This window comes from Pseudoalteromonas sp. CST2, assembly GCF_028599385.1.
Taxonomy (GTDB): Bacteria; Pseudomonadota; Gammaproteobacteria; order Enterobacterales; family Alteromonadaceae; genus Pseudoalteromonas; species Pseudoalteromonas atlantica.
Genome location: NZ_JAQREO010000010.1, coordinates 133,289 through 149,245, shown reverse-complemented (window position 1 = coordinate 149,245; position 15,957 = coordinate 133,289). Strand labels below are relative to the sequence as shown.

The 15,957-nt window shown below is 40.9% G+C and carries 17 protein-coding genes; 12 read left to right on the top strand and 5 right to left on the bottom strand.

The genetic code is table 11. The features are described 5' to 3' along the window. Positions 1–58: 58 nt before the first annotated feature. Both PSH41_RS13900 and hldE read left to right on the top strand, forming a co-directional pair. On the top strand, positions 59–649 hold the full coding sequence (locus tag PSH41_RS13900) for a D-sedoheptulose-7-phosphate isomerase (RefSeq protein WP_004588568.1): 591 nt from the start codon (positions 59–61) through the stop codon (positions 647–649). After that, entirely contained in the window at positions 649–2,088 is a 1,440-nt protein-coding gene (hldE, locus tag PSH41_RS13895) for a bifunctional D-glycero-beta-D-manno-heptose-7-phosphate kinase/D-glycero-beta-D-manno-heptose 1-phosphate adenylyltransferase HldE (RefSeq protein ID WP_029773562.1), read from the top strand. The genes PSH41_RS13900 and hldE overlap by 1 nt, the downstream gene beginning before the upstream one ends. Positions 2,089–2,184: 96 nt before the next feature. Here hldE and PSH41_RS13890 read toward each other — a convergent pair whose 3' ends face one another. Continuing rightward, positions 2,185–3,690, bottom strand: a complete 1,506-nt coding sequence (locus PSH41_RS13890; RefSeq protein WP_273589321.1) for a capsule assembly Wzi family protein — start codon at positions 3,688–3,690, stop codon at positions 2,185–2,187. A gap of 211 nt (positions 3,691–3,901) precedes the next feature. Between PSH41_RS13890 and PSH41_RS13885 the strand changes: the two genes are divergently transcribed. Further along, the gene (locus tag PSH41_RS13885) at positions 3,902–4,975 is read left to right on the top strand and encodes a glycosyltransferase family 1 protein (RefSeq protein WP_273589246.1); all 1,074 of its coding nucleotides are present in this window, start codon (positions 3,902–3,904) and stop codon (positions 4,973–4,975) included. Then, on the top strand, positions 4,972–6,054 hold the full coding sequence (locus PSH41_RS13880) for a glycosyltransferase (protein ID WP_273589247.1): 1,083 nt from the start codon (positions 4,972–4,974) through the stop codon (positions 6,052–6,054). The genes PSH41_RS13885 and PSH41_RS13880 overlap by 4 nt, the downstream gene beginning before the upstream one ends. Here PSH41_RS13880 and PSH41_RS13875 read toward each other — a convergent pair. Next, positions 6,037–6,765, bottom strand: coding sequence for a 3-deoxy-D-manno-octulosonic acid kinase (locus tag PSH41_RS13875; RefSeq protein ID WP_273589248.1), 729 nt, complete (start codon positions 6,763–6,765; stop codon positions 6,037–6,039). The two genes, PSH41_RS13880 and PSH41_RS13875, sit on opposite strands and share 18 nt — an antisense overlap. Before the next feature lie 124 nt (positions 6,766–6,889). On the opposite strand from PSH41_RS13875, the gene PSH41_RS13870 reads away from it, so the two are divergent. From PSH41_RS13870 to glpG, 6 genes are all read left to right on the top strand, one after another. Beyond that, positions 6,890–7,951, top strand: a complete 1,062-nt coding sequence (locus tag PSH41_RS13870; RefSeq protein WP_273589249.1) for a glycosyltransferase family 9 protein — start codon at positions 6,890–6,892, stop codon at positions 7,949–7,951. After that, positions 7,948–8,511, top strand: a complete 564-nt coding sequence (gmhB, locus tag PSH41_RS13865) for a D-glycero-beta-D-manno-heptose 1,7-bisphosphate 7-phosphatase (protein ID WP_273589250.1) — start codon at positions 7,948–7,950, stop codon at positions 8,509–8,511. Before PSH41_RS13870 ends, gmhB begins: the two co-directional genes overlap by 4 nt. 168 nt (positions 8,512–8,679) lie before the next feature. Continuing rightward, entirely contained in the window at positions 8,680–9,876 is a 1,197-nt protein-coding gene (locus PSH41_RS13860; protein WP_024034359.1) for a glycine C-acetyltransferase, read from the top strand. Positions 9,877–9,925: 49 nt separating this feature from the next. Then, a complete protein-coding gene (tdh, locus tag PSH41_RS13855) occupies positions 9,926–10,951 on the top strand; it encodes an L-threonine 3-dehydrogenase (protein ID WP_004588559.1) in 1,026 nt (341 codons plus the stop codon). A 64-nt stretch (positions 10,952–11,015) separates the two neighbouring features. Next, positions 11,016–11,333, top strand: coding sequence for a thiosulfate sulfurtransferase GlpE (gene glpE / locus PSH41_RS13850; protein WP_273589251.1), 318 nt, complete (start codon positions 11,016–11,018; stop codon positions 11,331–11,333). Continuing rightward, on the top strand, positions 11,330–12,151 hold the full coding sequence (gene glpG / locus PSH41_RS13845; RefSeq protein ID WP_096740041.1) for a rhomboid family intramembrane serine protease GlpG: 822 nt from the start codon (positions 11,330–11,332) through the stop codon (positions 12,149–12,151). The genes glpE and glpG overlap by 4 nt, the downstream gene beginning before the upstream one ends. Positions 12,152–12,153: 2 nt before the next feature. On the opposite strand, the gene PSH41_RS13840 is transcribed toward glpG, so the two are convergent. Then, on the bottom strand, positions 12,154–12,552 hold the full coding sequence (locus PSH41_RS13840) for a flagellar basal body-associated protein FliL (RefSeq protein WP_024034357.1): 399 nt from the start codon (positions 12,550–12,552) through the stop codon (positions 12,154–12,156). Positions 12,553–12,706: 154 nt separating this feature from the next. On the opposite strand from PSH41_RS13840, the gene PSH41_RS13835 reads away from it, so the two are divergent. Together PSH41_RS13835 and ubiA are read left to right on the top strand one after the other, a co-directional pair. Then, positions 12,707–13,246, top strand: coding sequence for a chorismate--pyruvate lyase family protein (locus PSH41_RS13835; RefSeq protein ID WP_273589252.1), 540 nt, complete (start codon positions 12,707–12,709; stop codon positions 13,244–13,246). Further along, positions 13,243–14,121: a 4-hydroxybenzoate octaprenyltransferase gene (gene ubiA / locus PSH41_RS13830; RefSeq protein ID WP_096740039.1), complete on the top strand. Its 879-nt coding sequence runs from the start codon at positions 13,243–13,245 to the stop codon at positions 14,119–14,121. Before PSH41_RS13835 ends, ubiA begins: the two co-directional genes overlap by 4 nt. Before the next feature lie 63 nt (positions 14,122–14,184). On the opposite strand, the gene PSH41_RS13825 is transcribed toward ubiA, so the two are convergent. Continuing rightward, positions 14,185–14,805, bottom strand: coding sequence for a 2OG-Fe(II) oxygenase (locus PSH41_RS13825; RefSeq protein WP_055252920.1), 621 nt, complete (start codon positions 14,803–14,805; stop codon positions 14,185–14,187). A gap of 244 nt (positions 14,806–15,049) precedes the next feature. Next, positions 15,050–15,934: a LysR family transcriptional regulator gene (locus tag PSH41_RS13820; RefSeq protein WP_273589253.1), complete on the bottom strand. Its 885-nt coding sequence runs from the start codon at positions 15,932–15,934 to the stop codon at positions 15,050–15,052. Between the last annotated feature and the right edge of the window lie 23 nt (positions 15,935–15,957).

Here is a 15,957-nt window from a genome sequence, read left to right as displayed (position 1 = left end):
ACTATGGAATAATGGATTTAATTTTTTCCTGCCATTTCAGTTCCTAGAGGAATTTTTCATGTCAATTATCGATTCTGTGGCAACAAGCTACGTTGAAAGTTTAAACCGTCATCAAGCCTTATTTGAAACGATGGAGGCTTATCATCAAGAGTCTATGCAATTATTAGAAGCGTGCCACAGTGCATTGCAAGCTGGTGGTAAGGTTATTTGGTTTGGCAACGGCGGAAGTGCTGCCGATGCACAGCATTTAGCTGCCGAATTTGTCGTGCGTTATAAGCTAGAGCGTGGCCCGCTTGCCTCTATGGCGCTGACCACAGATACCTCAATATTAACTGCGCACAGTAACGACTACCATTTTGATACGGTATTTGAACGCCAAGTTCAGGCTTTATGTAAACCGGAAGATTTAGTGATTGGTTTAACAACCTCAGGTACCAGCGCCAATATTAATTTAGCACTTGAAGCGGCTAACAAGATTGGCGCGTTTACGGTTGCCTTAACCGGACGCGAGGGCGGTAAAGTAAAAGACATTGCTAAATTGCCCATTATTATAAAAAATGATGAAACAGCTCGTATCCAAGAGGCACATATGTTTATTGGCCACTGGTTATGTGAAGCTATTGATATGGTTGTTGCGGAGCAGCAGTAATGGATTTATCGCTATTAAAAAACTTATCTAAAGCGCGTATTTTAGTTGTGGGCGATGTCATGCTAGACCGTTACTGGTATGGCGATACAGGGCGTATTTCGCCAGAGGCCCCTGTACCCGTTGTTAAAGTAAGCAAGTTTGAAGATAAAGCGGGCGGCGCTGCAAATGTTGCAAAAAACATTGCGCGACTTGATGCCAAAGTAGGCTTACTTGGTTTAATTGGTGAAGATGAAAGCGGGCAAATCTTAGAAACCATTTTAAAGGGTGAAAAAATACATTCACAGCTTGTTAGTGTATGCGATTTACCCACTATTTCTAAAATGCGTGTAATTAGCCGCCATCAACAACTTGTGCGCCTAGATTTAGAAGAAACCTTTAGCGAGCAGCATAGCCAGTTGTTATTAAACCGTTTAGAGCTGGTGCTTGATGATTACGACTTTGTGGTATTTTCTGATTACAGCAAAGGCTCGCTGAGCTTAATTAAAGAAATGGTTAGCGTTGCTAAAGCGGCGGGTAAAACCGTGCTTATAGATCCTAAATCGCCCGATTTACACTTATACGAAGGCGCAGACTACATTACCCCTAATTTACATGAATTTAATTTGGCTGGGGGTAAAACAGGCTCTGAAGAAATATTAGCACAAAGCGCGCGTGAGCTAATTAGTAAAAATGGTATTAAAGCCATGCTACTTACACGCTCTGAGCAAGGTATGTCATTAATTAATGCCGATGAAAAACACGACTTTGCAGCGCAGCAGCTAGAAGTAAGTGATGTAACTGGCGCAGGCGATACTGTTATAGCCACGCTTGCGGTGATGCTCGGGGCAGGTATGGAGCCTAAAGATGCGGTAGAAATTGCTAATTTAGCCGCAGGCATTGTAGTAAGTAAATTGGGTGCGGCAACGGTTTCACCAGAAGAGCTTAGCCAAAAGCTTGGCCAATACTTACACACCAATGGCGAGCACTACCAAACTCCATTTGACGATGTATTGCAACACATTGAGTTTGCTAAGCAAAATGGCGAAACGATAGTGTTTACCAATGGCTGTTTTGATATTTTACACGCAGGCCACGTACGCTATTTAGCCCAAGCCAAAGCGCGTGGAGATAGGCTCGTTGTTGGTTTAAATAATGATGATTCAATTACGCGTTTAAAAGGCCCTGAGCGCCCTATAAATCCACTTGATGAGCGCGCAATGGTATTAAGTGCACTCGCCTCTGTAGATTGGGTAATTCCCTTTGGCAGCGCGGACGAAAACGACACTCCCGCTAAATTAATCGAGCAAATAAGCCCCGATATTTTAGTTAAAGGTGGTGATTACACCGTAGAGCAAATAGCTGGCGCCGATCATGTGCTACGCCATGGTGGCAAAGTAGAAGTGCTGACATTTTTAGATGGTTGTTCAACCTCTAAAGTGATTAGCAAAATAAAGCAGTAATATTTGCTGATTAAATAAAAAGGGTTGAAAACGCAGTTTTCAACCCTTTTTTGTTATAAATAGCTGGCTTTAAAATGCTATTTTTAAATATACGGTCTAAAAATTATATTCGTACTTAGCAAACGCTGATGTGTCGTTTTCTGCGCCATCGTTGTTTGATGCAAAAGCACCGAGCGTTAAGCGCCCACCCATAGCCAGCTGCCTGTAGCGTAGCTCAACTTGTTTTGAGTTATAACCGGTTTTGGTAATTGTATTACCTAAATCGGGGTTACTAGGGTAACGGTCAAGATTATCGCTGTTGTAATCTACACTACGTAGTTTTACTTGCCAGTCATCGCCATTTGAAAGCTGACCTAAAAGTGTTAATACCACTGACTGCGCATCATTATCAAAGGTTGAACCAATAGTGCGGCCGTGGTAACGATAGCCCGATTTATAATCGGAGTGTTCGTAGTAGCAGTTTTCACTGGTTGATTCGGCCGAGCACGATACACCTGTGTCTATGTATTCAACGTTAACGAGCACATTTTGATTGTAAATGCGCTGCGTAGTTTGTACGCCAAATAAGTACGCTCTGTCGGCAGGTTTGAATTGCGAGCTGGCATCTTCGCCAATTGTACTTGCGTAGATTGCATAGGGGTGACTAAATAAAGTGTCAGACCAACGCACATCTATGCCAGCAAGCTGATTACCAATTTTAGACTCTAGTGAGCTATCACAACTTTCATTGCCATCAATACAATTAGTTTGCCCAGTAATAACATCAATAAAATCACCTGCTGAGCTTGGTTGGCCTTCACCGGCCCACTGCGCAGACCAACTTAAAGCAATTTCAAGCTGTTGCATCGGGCGAAAGTTAACACGGCTGCTCCAAAGCAGCGCATCAGGAATAACACGGGTCGATTCTAACTTTGCCATTTGCGCGGTAAAGCTCCATTGCCCAAGCCAACTTAACCAAGGCGTTTCAAACGCTGTGCTTTGTTCACGGGTTACACTTAGTGCCGGCAGTGGCTTTGCATTACCCGACATAATTAAACTATTATCAACACCTGGGCCCCAAAACTGCTCTACGGCACCGGCTCTAAAAATCCAATTGCCCAAGCGGTAGGCTAAGTAGCTATCGTCAAATGAGGTATCGTTACAATCTTCAAGTGCTTGTTCGTTAGTGGCTATATCATCGGTTGTTTTGCCATCAACTAAGCATTGTTTACCATCGTTTCGGTAATTAATGGCTACCTTCGCCGCAAAGTTATCGCCAAGGTAGGCGTAGGCCGCAGAAAGCTCAGATTCTTGAGTGTTGGTTGCCCCAAAGCTGGTGGCTATAATTGGGTCTGATGCGGCAAACGCTGAGAGTTGTACACTGTGCGAGCTACTGTTTTCTGACTTATAACGATGTTTTACACGAAGCAGTGCATCTTGCAGGCTGGGAGATAAAAGTTCAAGCTTGCTCGATTCTAGCTCGCCAATAAAGCTTTTCCACATTAGCGGGTAGGTGGTTACAGGCGCTAAAATAACACCGGCATCGGCCAGTTGTTGAATGTCGGCTCGTAGACCGTAATCGTCTGGCTTTACCCAGGGCTCTGCTGTTACTGATGCGCTCATAGCGCAAAAAAGAGAAGAAAGTAGAAAGATTCTGTTTCGCAAAGTTCAGATCCTTGTGATTAAGATTGCGGCTAAGTTTACCAATCTAGCATGGCTATTGCAGTAAATAATCTATTTTAGGGCGTTAAATTTGTGTATAAAAATGTAACCTAGCTATCGTAAAAACAATGGGATTGATATACTGCTGCGCAAATAGGAAATAGAGAATGCAATGAGCAACAAACGACTTTTATTTATACCCGTATCATCGCCACAAGGAATAGGTGAATACATGCGCTCGTTGTTGCTAGCCCAAAGCCTTGAAAGTGAATGTCTAGGTTCACTTAATATCCATTTTGTTTTAAATAAACACACGAACTACGCTAAAAACTGCCCATATGATACCACCTTGCTTGATCGCTCTGCGACTAAAGAGCGCGATAAAGTGTGTGAAGTTATAGCCGATTTTAAACCTGACATTGTAATATTTGATTGTGCAGGGCGCGCTGCCCACATGAAAGCTGCAAAAAAAGTGGGTGCCAAAGTGGTGTTTATTTCTCAGCATGCGAAAAAGCGAGCGAAGGGCTTAAAACTTAACCGTATCAACTTAATTGATAGCCATTGGGTGGTACAGCCTGATTACTGCATTGAACCGCTGAGCTGGGCTGAAAAAGCTAAAATAGATATGTTTTCTTTGGCTATGCCTAAAAATGTGGGCCCTTACATAGCGTTTTCATCAGCGTGCGATACCAAACAGGTATTAAAAAAGTATCAGCTTGATGAACAAGGCTACTTTATTGTGAGTGCAGGCTCTGGCGGTCATGTACTAGATAATCAAAACTGTGCAGATGTATTTTTTGCTGCCGCAGAGCAAATTTCATTGCAAACAGGGTTAAAGGCGGTGGTGGTATTTGGCCCTAATTATGATAAAGCGTTGCCAGCATCAAATACGGTTATAAATTTGGATACGTTAGAAAATAGTGAGTTTTTGTCGCTTATGGAGCAAGCTAAATTTGCGTTGTTAAGTGCTGGCGACACCCTATTGCAGGCGATTGCTGTTAAAACGCCTGCTGTGGCATGCGCTATATCAAAAGATCAAACACAGCGCCTAGCAAGTTGCGCCACAACTGGCGTGGTAATTAAAGCAAACTTTGAGATTGAAGACATAGTAAATAAAGCCAGCGCTTTACTAATAGAGCCGCATTTTAACCAGCTACTAGAAAAATATTCTTTGCTTGAAAGCGCGCATAGCTATGAAGAAATAACGCAAGGGGTTAAAAGCATGCTGATGGTTGCCGATAGATGAATATAGTGATTGTAATAGACTCGTTAGCGGGTGGCGGCGCCGAAAAAGTGATGCTAACCCTTGCTCAGCAGCTAGTAAAAACGCATAGCGTTACTATTTTATCGTTGGCTAATAAATATGAATACACGATCCCTGCGAATATAAAGGTTGAAAGTTTATTCAGTGATAAAGCCACTAAAGTGGATCGTTTTTGGAAAATAAATAAAAGTGTATCAAAGCTAGAGGCGTGGTTTAACAACAAACAAAAACAAATTGGCCCCATAGATTTAGTGCTTAGCAATTTAGATAGAAGCAATAACTTATTGGCTAAAAGCCAGATTAAAAATGTTCACTTTGTTATGCATAACTCTGTTAATGCAGAGCTAGCTAGGCAAAAAAAGTTAGGCCCGTTTTCTTATTACTATCTTAAAAAGTCAAAGCAAAACTTAAATGGAAAATCCTTGGTGTGCGTGTCTAAAGGGGTAGAGCAAGAAATTACCCAAGGGCGTTTAATTAGCCCAAGCGCCATCACAACTATTTATAATCCCTTTAATTTAGTGGATATAAAGCGGCTCTCAAATGAGGTTAATACGCAAATTCCACAATCGCCGTATGTTATTCATGTAGGGCGATTAGCTAAACAAAAGCGCCACGATATTTTATTTTCGGCATTTGCAAAGCTTGATAAAAAATACAAATTAGTCCTTTTATGTAATAAGCCTAGCAAAGCATTTAAGCTTGCAAAAACGTATGGTATTGAGGGACAACTTATAGTGCCAGGGTTTGAGCAAAACCCGTATAACTGGATTAAGCAGGCTGAGGCATTAGTATTAAGCTCTGATTTTGAAGGGCTCCCTACAGTGTTAATTGAAGCATTAGCTGTTGGCACGCCTGTAGTAAGTACTAACTGTACGTTTGGGCCGAGCGAAATTTTAACAAACGACTTGGCTAAATATTTAGCGCCTGTAGGGCATAGCGATGAGCTAGCGGCTAAAATTGAGCTGGTTTTAAACACTAAGCCTAATGTAGATAATGCCGATATTTTACAAAAGGTAACGGCTGAACAGGTTGCTAAGCAATACTTAGCTTTGTGTGGTTAATTGCCCTTTATAAATAGCCAATAAAGTTTGCCAGTCATTACTTTGCCAATAAAAAGCGTTGTTACGTCCTTGCTCTTTTAAAAATGAGCGCTCTAAACGTGCCATATTACTTTGTTGCCATTGCTTGTTAGGTGGTTTTATTTCGCCGCGATCAAAGTCGATAATATAAACCTCGCCCGTTTCATTAAATAAAATATTATTTATATTCAAATCGGCGTGGTACACACCTTTTGAGTGAAACAGCGCAACAGTATTGGCAATGCGCTTGAGCTCATCTTCTGTTAGTGGGCGTTCAATTAAAATATCGAGCAGGCTTTTAGCCCCTTTTACAGCCTCTGTAATTATATCGCCACGATAAATTAAGCCTATGGTTGTTACCTTAGCGGCAATGGGTTTTGGCACATTTAAGCCAAGCTCAATAAGCCTTATCATTAAGCTGAACTCTTTATACACACGGGTGTTTTTAAGTCCAGGGTAGAGGTACTGATCGCTTAACAACTTGCCAACTAAACCGCCACGCCAATAGTGCCTAAGTACAGCGGTTAAACTATCGTGTTTAAAAAACCAGGCTGTGGCGCGGCCTTTTTTAGCACCGACTATTTTATTTTGCTGTTGCCAATAATCTGCATCAAACCAGTTTAAATCAACCTCGTTAAAATAATCTGGGTGGCTTAAAATAGTGTGCTTACCTTGCGTTAGTGTTTTAAACATAGCTCGTTAAAATAATTAAATAATGCGTGTATATTAACGTGTTTTATAGCGCAGCATAAGTGCTTGCATTAGTACGAGTATAATTTAAGATCGCAGTCTATTATTTAAAGCCAAAGTGGAACGCGTGACTCAAGTGCCTAATTACTCCTCAATTTGTATTTTAAGACTCTCTGCCATTGGTGATGTGTGTCATGCCGTTAGTGCTGTACAAGCCATTCAAAAAGCACACCCCAATGCAAAAATAACGTGGGTAATGGGTAAAATAGAAGCCATGTTACTTGCCGATTTACCTGGGGTTGAGCTGGTGGTTTTTGATAAAAAACAAGGTAAGGATGCACTTAAAAAGTTAGCACACTCTTTTAAAGGGCAGCAGTTTGATGTGCTACTTAATATGCAAGTCGCATTAAGAGCTGGCTTTGTTGCACGTTGTATTCCGGCTAAAGTAAAAATAGGCTTTGATTGGGCACGTTCAAAAGAATTACATAGCTTGTTTATAAATAAACGAATAGCCCCACAAAAAGAAGCGCATGTGCTAGAGGGGTTTAAAGGCTTTGCGGGTGCCATTGGAGTTAAAGACTATTCACCTACCTGGGATATGCCTTATACCTTAGCGGATGAGAACAAAGCAGATGAGCTATTAGGGCCTGCGCATTTGGCAAATAAGTTATTGGTAATATCTCCTGCGGCCAGTAAAGCACAGCGAAACTGGTTGCCAGAGCGCTACGCTGCCCTTGCTGATTACGCGCATGAGCAAGGCTTTAACGTGGTACTAACGGGCGGCCCAACTGAGCTTGAGATTAATTTAGCTAATCAAATTATAAAACACAGTCACTGCACTATTTTAAACTTAGTCGGTAAAACAAAACTTAAAGAGCTGCTATGTGTACTTAAGCGCGCTGATTTAGTTTTAGCCCCCGATACCGGCCCAGCACATATGGCGGTAACGGTAGGTACGCCGGTTATTGGTTTATATGCGCATTCTAATCCTGCACGTACAGGGCCTTATTTATATCAAGACTACGTAGTTGAGGTGTATCATCAAAACCTGCTAAAGCAAACGGGTAAAACAGCTCAACAATTGCCTTGGGGTACGCGCGTTAAGGGCGATGACCTTATGAGCCAAATAACCGTAAACAGTGTTAAAGCTATGTTTGATCATGTGGTACAAAAAGAGTCTATAAAATGAGTGTAACAGAAAAAACCAAAGCGCTTTTTTTAGACCGAGATGGCGTGGTAAATATTGATCATGGCTATGTGTATCAAAGTGAAAAATTTGAATTTATAGACGGTGTGTTTAGTACCTGTAAAGCATTTTATGATGCAGGTTATAAAATTATCATAGTGACTAATCAATCGGGAATAGGGCGAGGTTACTACACTGAAGATGACTTTTTAGCTTTAACTCAGTGGATGAAAACACAATTTAGTAAGCACAATATTAAAATTACAGATGTGTATTTTTGCCCGCACCATCCCAAAAAAGCGATGGCGCAATATTTAAAACAGTGCCAGTGTAGAAAGCCAGCTCCAGGTATGCTGTTACAAGCTATGCAAGAGCATAATATTGACCCTTCTAGCAGTGTTATGGTGGGTGATAAACTTAGCGATATGCAAGCGGCACAAAAAGCGTCTATTAACACGCGAGTGCTAGTTCGCTCTGGTCAACAATTTGACGAAACCGCTAAACAATACGCCGATTTAGTGATTGACTCTATTAACGATTTACCAGCACACTACTTGGTATAAAGTGCGTTTATATTATCGCAACTAAAGTGTTAAGTATTGCTACCATTACCTGTATTAGCGACGAGCTGCAAACAGTGCATTTTACTTGTTAAACTTTTACAATACACCCCAACATAAACAGTGGCTTTAATGTTGTTGTTTACCCGTTCATTTAATTGGAGACTACAGATGAGAGCATCTGCTTTTTTTAGCCAACTACAAGAGCAAATTGAAGACGTTAAAGCGCAAGGTTTGTATAAAAGTGAGCGTATTATTACCTCGCAGCAACAAGCTCAAATAGAAGTTGCATCTGGCGATAAAGTTATTAATTTTTGTGCTAACAATTACTTAGGCTTAGCAAATAGCCCTGAGCTAATTAAAGCAGCGCAAGGTGGTTTAGATGACCATGGCTTTGGTGTTGCTTCAGTGCGTTTTATTTGTGGCACGCAAGATATTCATAAAACACTAGAGCAAAAAATTAGCGCGTTTTTAGAAACCGAAGATACAATTTTATACTCGTCTTGTTTTGATGCTAACACGGGCCTATTTGAAACTATTTTAGGCGCTGAAGATGCTATTATTTCTGATTCTCTAAATCACGCATCAATTATTGATGGCGTACGCTTATGTAAAGCTAAGCGTTTTCGTTATGCTAATAACGATATGGAGGATCTTGAAAAGCAACTTATTGCAGCTGATGAAGCGGGCGCTAAAACAAAATTAATTGCCACCGATGGCGTGTTTTCTATGGATGGCGTAATTTGTAACCTTGAAGCTGTGTGTGACCTTGCTGATAAGTATGATGCATTAGTGATGGTTGATGACTCACATGCGGTAGGCTTTGTTGGCGAAAACGGTAAAGGTACGCCTGAGTACTGTAATGTGCTTGACCGTGTAGATATTATTACCGGCACGCTAGGTAAAGCGCTGGGCGGTGCATCAGGCGGTTATACATCAGGTAAAAAAGAAATTGTTGAATGGCTACGTCAGCGTTCACGCCCTTACTTATTCTCAAATTCATTAGCGCCTTCAATTGTAACTGCATCAATTAAAGTACTCGAAATGCTTGAAAATGGTGGCGAGTTACGCGCTAAACTTTGGTCAAATGCTAAATATTTCCGTGAGCAAATGGAAGCCGCTGGCTTTACGTGTGCGGGTAAAGATCATGCCATTATCCCTGTAATGCTTGGCGATGCTAAAGTTGCTTCATTAATGGCAGACAAACTACTCGCTGAAGGCATTTATGTAACCGGTTTTTCGTTCCCTGTTGTGCCAAAAGGCCAAGCGCGTATTCGTACACAAATTTCAGCTGCGCACAGTATTGAACAACTAGACACCGCAATTGCTGCCTTTACCCGTATTGGTAAAGAAATGGGCGTTATTTAATTTTTTATAAACCGAAGTATTGCTTCGGTTTTTTAGTTGAGTGTTAACTATGAAAGCTTTATCAAAATTAAAAGCCGAAACCGGCATCTGGATGACCGACGTACCCAAGCCTGAAGTAGGGCATAACGATCTACTCATTAAAATTCGTAAAACCGCGATTTGTGGCACCGACGTTCATATTTATAAATGGGATGAGTGGTCACAAAAAACCATTCCGACCCCTATGGTTGTAGGCCATGAGTACGTGGGTGAAGTGGTTGATATGGGCCAAGAAGTACGTGGCTTTGCAGTAGGTGACCGCGTATCTGGCGAGGGACATATTACGTGTGGGCATTGTCGTAACTGTCGTGCTGGTCGTGTGCATTTGTGCCGAAATACAACCGGTGTGGGCGTTAACCGCGAAGGCGCATTTGCTGAATATTTAGTTATTCCGGCCTTTAATGCGTTTAAAATTCCTGACAATATTTCTGACGAGCTTGCGTCTATTTTTGACCCGTTTGGTAATGCTGTGCACACCGCTTTATCGTTTGATTTAGTGGGCGAAGATGTGCTTATTACAGGGGCAGGACCAATTGGTATTATGGCGGCGGCCGTTGCTAAGCATGTGGGGGCTCGCCATGTTGTGATTACCGATGTTAACGAATACCGTTTAGAGCTTGCGCGTAAAATGGGTGCTACACGTGCCGTAAACGTTGCGAATGATAAACTTGAAGATGTAATGAATGAGCTAGGTATGACTGAAGGCTTTGATATTGGCCTTGAAATGTCAGGTGTGCCAAGCGCCTTTAATTCTATGTTAAATAACATGAACCATGGTGGCAAAATTGCCATGTTGGGTATTCCGCCATCAGATATGGCCGTAGATTGGAATAAAGTTATATTTAAAGGCTTAGTGATCAAAGGTATATATGGTCGCGAGATGTTCGAAACGTGGTACAAAATGGCAAGCTTGATTCAATCGGGCCTTAATTTAGACCCTATCATTACACATCAATATTCGGTAGATGACTTCCAAGCTGGCTTTGATATGATGATTTCAGGTCAATCTGGTAAAGTAATTTTAAACTGGGAATAGTTTAAAGTTTGCATACAGAGGCGGCTTAAGCCGCCTTTTTATTATATTTTTAAAAGAGATTTCAATGGCATTTAAACATATATCTATAGCACAAACGCACGAACTGCTTGATAAAGAAGGTGTAGTGATCGCAGATATACGCGATCCTAACTCGTACCAAGCAGGGCACATTCCTGGCTCTGAAGCGCTTTCAAATGCCAATATAGCTCAGTTTATGATGGAAAAAGAGTTCGATCAGCCCATTATTATTGTTTGCTACCACGGCATGAGCTCACAAGGTGCGGCTAGTTATTTAGTAGAGCAGGGCTTTGAAGATGTATATAGCATGGATGGTGGCTTTACAGCTTGGGAAGCGGCTTACAGCGAGAAAGTGGAACGATGATTGAGCTAGGTAGTTTAAATAATCCTCGTGCCGCACAGGGCTTTATAGATTATTTAAAAAGCCAAGGCTTTGAAGGGCAACTGCGCAGTGCTGATGGCAGTAATGTTATTATTTGTGTTGCGGGCGAGCACTTTCATCAAGTGCAACCTTTGTGGGCTGAATTTGTACAAAACCCCAATCATGAGCGTTATCAACAAGCCTCTTGGGATGTGGGCAGTACACAATCTGGCTTAACGTATCAAGGACAGTCGCTTAATTTAGTGGCGCGCTTTAAAGCACTAAGCTGGCTAAATAAAACCGTAAGTATTGTAAGCGTTGCTATTTACTTTGCATTTTTATTGGGTGGCTTTGAGCAAATTTATACTGCTTTGCAGTTTAGCCCGAGCCAACCACTGAACTGGTTAACGCCGGCACTTGTTCATTTTAGCGCAATGCACATCGTATTTAACCTAATTTGGTGGATGTCGTTAGGTGATAATATTGAAAAGCAATGCGGCAAGCTGAGTTTAGTTGGGCTATTTGTGGTTACTGCACTTATTAGTAACTGGGCTCAGTTTTTAATTGTGGGACCTAACTTTGGTGGCTTAAGTGGCGTTGTGTATGGTTTATTGGGTTTTTGTTGGATTCACAGCTATTTAAATCCTAAGCAACCTGCGCTAGTAAGCACTGCCATTATTGGCTTTATGTTAATTTGGCTGGTACTCGGTTTTGCTGATGTGTTGTTTGTTGGTATGGCTAATTGGGCGCATTTAGGTGGGCTTTTAAGCGGCATGGCTTATGCCGTAACCGCTAATTTATTTAATGCTAAAAAAGCGTAAGCTTAGTGGTATAAATACTTAGTAAATAATACTTCACGAATAATCTCTTGGCCTGTTTCTTCTTTTAACAGGCTTTTTAATTTTTCGGCACACTTTGCTCTTATTTCTTCACGCCCAGTAAGCGACTTTATTTTTTCTTCAGGTTCTTTAGATAGTATTTCTACTAACGCATCGCGTAAAAGCGGGGTATGGTGCTCTACAATAGCAATATCTGCATTATTGCTAAGCATTAAATCTATAGTCACGCGTACATAGCCCATTTTTTTACTTGAAGCGCCTATGTAATTGGTAATTATGTCTGGCTCAAAACCAAAATAGCCCACTGTCGATTCCGCTTTTGCCGAAAAGCTAAAACAGTTTAGGATCAGTGCTAAAAAACCTGCGTATACTATTTTTTTCATCTTTAGTGTGTTTCCATTTTCTTAATACAAATAGTTTATACTTAATAGCGCCTAATAAACAGCTCCTGCAATTATTTATCGGCAGTAAAACATCACTTTTTCAAATGCTTTGGCAATGTTATCATCGTCTCGGTTTTTATTTTATTGAGCTATTGTGATTACATTTCCGCTTTCTATATCTGCCAATTGGCAATGTGCTTCTTTGGTAAATAACTTATCTGCGTTAGAGCAAGAGTGGCTATTTGAGCCACATTCATTAACCGCTAAATTAAAAAGTAATGCACAAAGCTTTAGTGTAAAAGTGCTTAATGAGCAAACTTTTACCCTAAGCGAAGCACAGCAACAACTACTTGGCTCAAATACAAATAAAGCACTTAATCGCGAGGTGCTTTTATTGTGTGATAATACGCCCATGGTGTATGCCCAAAGTTGGCTGCCCAGTACACAAACGCAAACAACACTACATAATATGGGCGCGCGCCCTTTAGGTGATGTTATTTTTCAGCACCCTGAACTTACCCGAAGTAATATTGAAGTAGGGCGCTTTGACTCAGAACATGCGCTGCAGTCACTTGTTAAAGAGTTGAATTTAACTACGCACCCTTTATTAGGTCGTCGTAGTGTGTTTTCTATTAATGATTATCACTTTTTAGTGTGCGAAGTATTTTTACCCGGAGCCTATTTGTACTCATGAAATTAGCCCCTTTGCAATTACAGCATAGCCCTTTTTATATTCAGCTCATGCGCATTGACAAACCTATCGGTACATTACTATTACTGTGGCCTACTTATTGGGCTCTATGGCTTGCAAACGCTGGTATGCCAAGCCTAGTTAACTTTATTGTATTTACCTTAGGCGTAATTGTTATGCGCAGTGCTGGCTGCGTTATTAACGATTTTGCAGATAGAAAAATAGACGGCTCAGTTAAGCGTACAGCAGGGCGGCCTTTGGCCACCGGACAAGTAAGTGCAGGTGAAGCACTGAGTTTATTTATATTACTGATAGCCATTGCTTTTGTATTGGTATTGCTACTTAGCATCAACACTATTTTATTGTCATTTGGGGCGTTGGCACTGGCATTTTGCTACCCGTTTATGAAACGCTATACACATCTTCCGCAGGTAGTCTTAGGCGCTGCATTTGGTTGGGCAATACCTATGGCATATATGGCATCAATAGACTCATTACCGCTGCAGGCGTGGCTGTTATTTGTTGCAAATATTTGTTGGACGGTAGCGTACGACACTATGTATGCCATGGTCGACAGAGATGATGATTTAAAAATAGGGGTTAAATCTACTGCTATTTTATTTGGTAAATACGACCGCCATATTATATTTTTATTAAACGCTAATTTTATAGCGTTGTTGGCGCTTATTGGCTTAATTAACCAGCTAGGCTTGGCGTTTGTTGCAGGTTTATGTACTGCCGCTGGGTTACTTATTTATCAGCAAGTGCTTATTCATAAACGTGCACGTGATGCATGTTTTAAAGCGTTTTTAAATAATCACTATGTTGGATTAGCTATTTTTGTTGGCTTGTTCTTGTCATTTGTATTTGCGCGTTAATTTCATCTCAACGCTATTAATTTAACTTCAGCATAGCCACTAGTTGTTGTGGCTATGCTGGTTTTATCGTGGCGGGTCAATTACTCCACTTATTGAGGCGTTCTTTCTAAACCAGCCAGCAATAGAGTAGCGCTCATTAATGGCAGGTAATACCTCATGTGCAAAACGCTCGCTTTCAAACATAACGAGTGTCCCCGCGGTGGGTTTGATTATTATCTCTACTTGCTTACTTTTTGGCTTGTAAATAACAAGCTCGCCGCCTTGCTCGGGCGTATTTAAATAAAGGATTGTTGTAAATACGCGGTTAGATCGCCCTTTAAATGCATCAAAATGCTTTTTATAAAAGTCGCCTTGGGTGTATTTAGCGTAGTGGCACTCATAATCAAATAAGCCCATAAAAAACTGTCGATTAAGTGTGGTTTTTATACTTTCCATTGTTGCTTGATAAGTTAGCTGTGCTTGTGAGCTGCCATCAAACCAATAGGTTTTATCTTTACGAATGGTTTTATCTATTTGTAAGTCATTTAAACGGCCAATACCTGCAGCGCTAAAATGCGGGTTAATACGGTGGCAATCGGTGATTAAACTCTCTACTAGCTCGCTAATAAGTGCGTTAGGTATAACAACATAACCATGGGTTTCTATTGCATCTAAATAAACATCAGAACTAAAAAGTGTGTTCATTTATGTCTGTTGATTAAAAAAGGTGCGACAGTGTAGCCTAAAAAAATTTAATAGCTAGTGGTTTGTGCTCCGCTATTTAAGCAAATAAAAATCTAACGCGTAAGCATAAAAACTAAAAGGGCTTTTTAGATTAAGCTGCTGTGCTGCAGGTTTTGGTAACAAGAAGAGTAAATCAGTAAGGGCTATCTAAATTGGTTGCCCTTAAAAGGTTTAAGGGCAATGCGGTATGCTATTTTATATTGGCTTAAGTAATAGTCGTAGATGCTTTTTTGATAAGAGATAATAAATGGTCAATGTGTTCGCCAACTGCTGCTTGTTGGCTTGTTTGTACAACAAGTTGTTCGTGACTTAAGTCTTTATTTGTTTTTAGCTGTACAAGCTCTGTGTGCTCTGCAAGAGTGCTCGCGTGTTCAATACTTGCAATAGCAAAGTGATCTGATTTAACCAGCCCTGACATTACTTGCTCAATGCTGCCTACCTTAATGCTAGCCGATTTATTGAGCATATCGATGGCTTCGTTAAGCATGCTTTGTACTTGTTTAGACTGAGAAAAACAGCCGTACATAGGGTAGCTATCTAAATCTTGTTTGCTGATATCGCTTTTATTTGCTAACGGATGGTGTTTAGAAACAAATAATACCAGTTGGTCTGGCAGGTGTATGTCGCTGCCGATGCTGTTAATTGCCTGCGAATAAACACTGATATCAATCTCGCCCTCTTGTAGTTTGCGTGCAAGTTCGTGCTGCTCTTGCAATTGCATTTCTATTTTAACATGGGGGTATTGTGCTAAAAATTGCCCGCATGAGATAGGCACTACACTGCTGGCTTTGTTGGTATAGCCAATGACTAACTTTTCGTCAGTATTGCCGTTAACCGATTGAGAAATTCGTTTTTTTGTATGCTCAAGTTCGGCAAGGGTGTTTTTGGCGTAATCAAGAAATAGCTCGCCTTCGGGTGTTAACTTTACTGAACGTGTTGAGCGTTTCACCAGTTCGTACCCCATTTCGTCTTCTAGGGTTTGAATGCTGCGCGTTAGCGCTGATGTACTAATTTGAGTTTGTTCGGCTGCTTGTCTGAAGTGGCGTAACACACCAAGCGCTACAAATTGTTCTAACTGTTCAAATCTCACTTTATAGTCCCTTTTTATAAGTA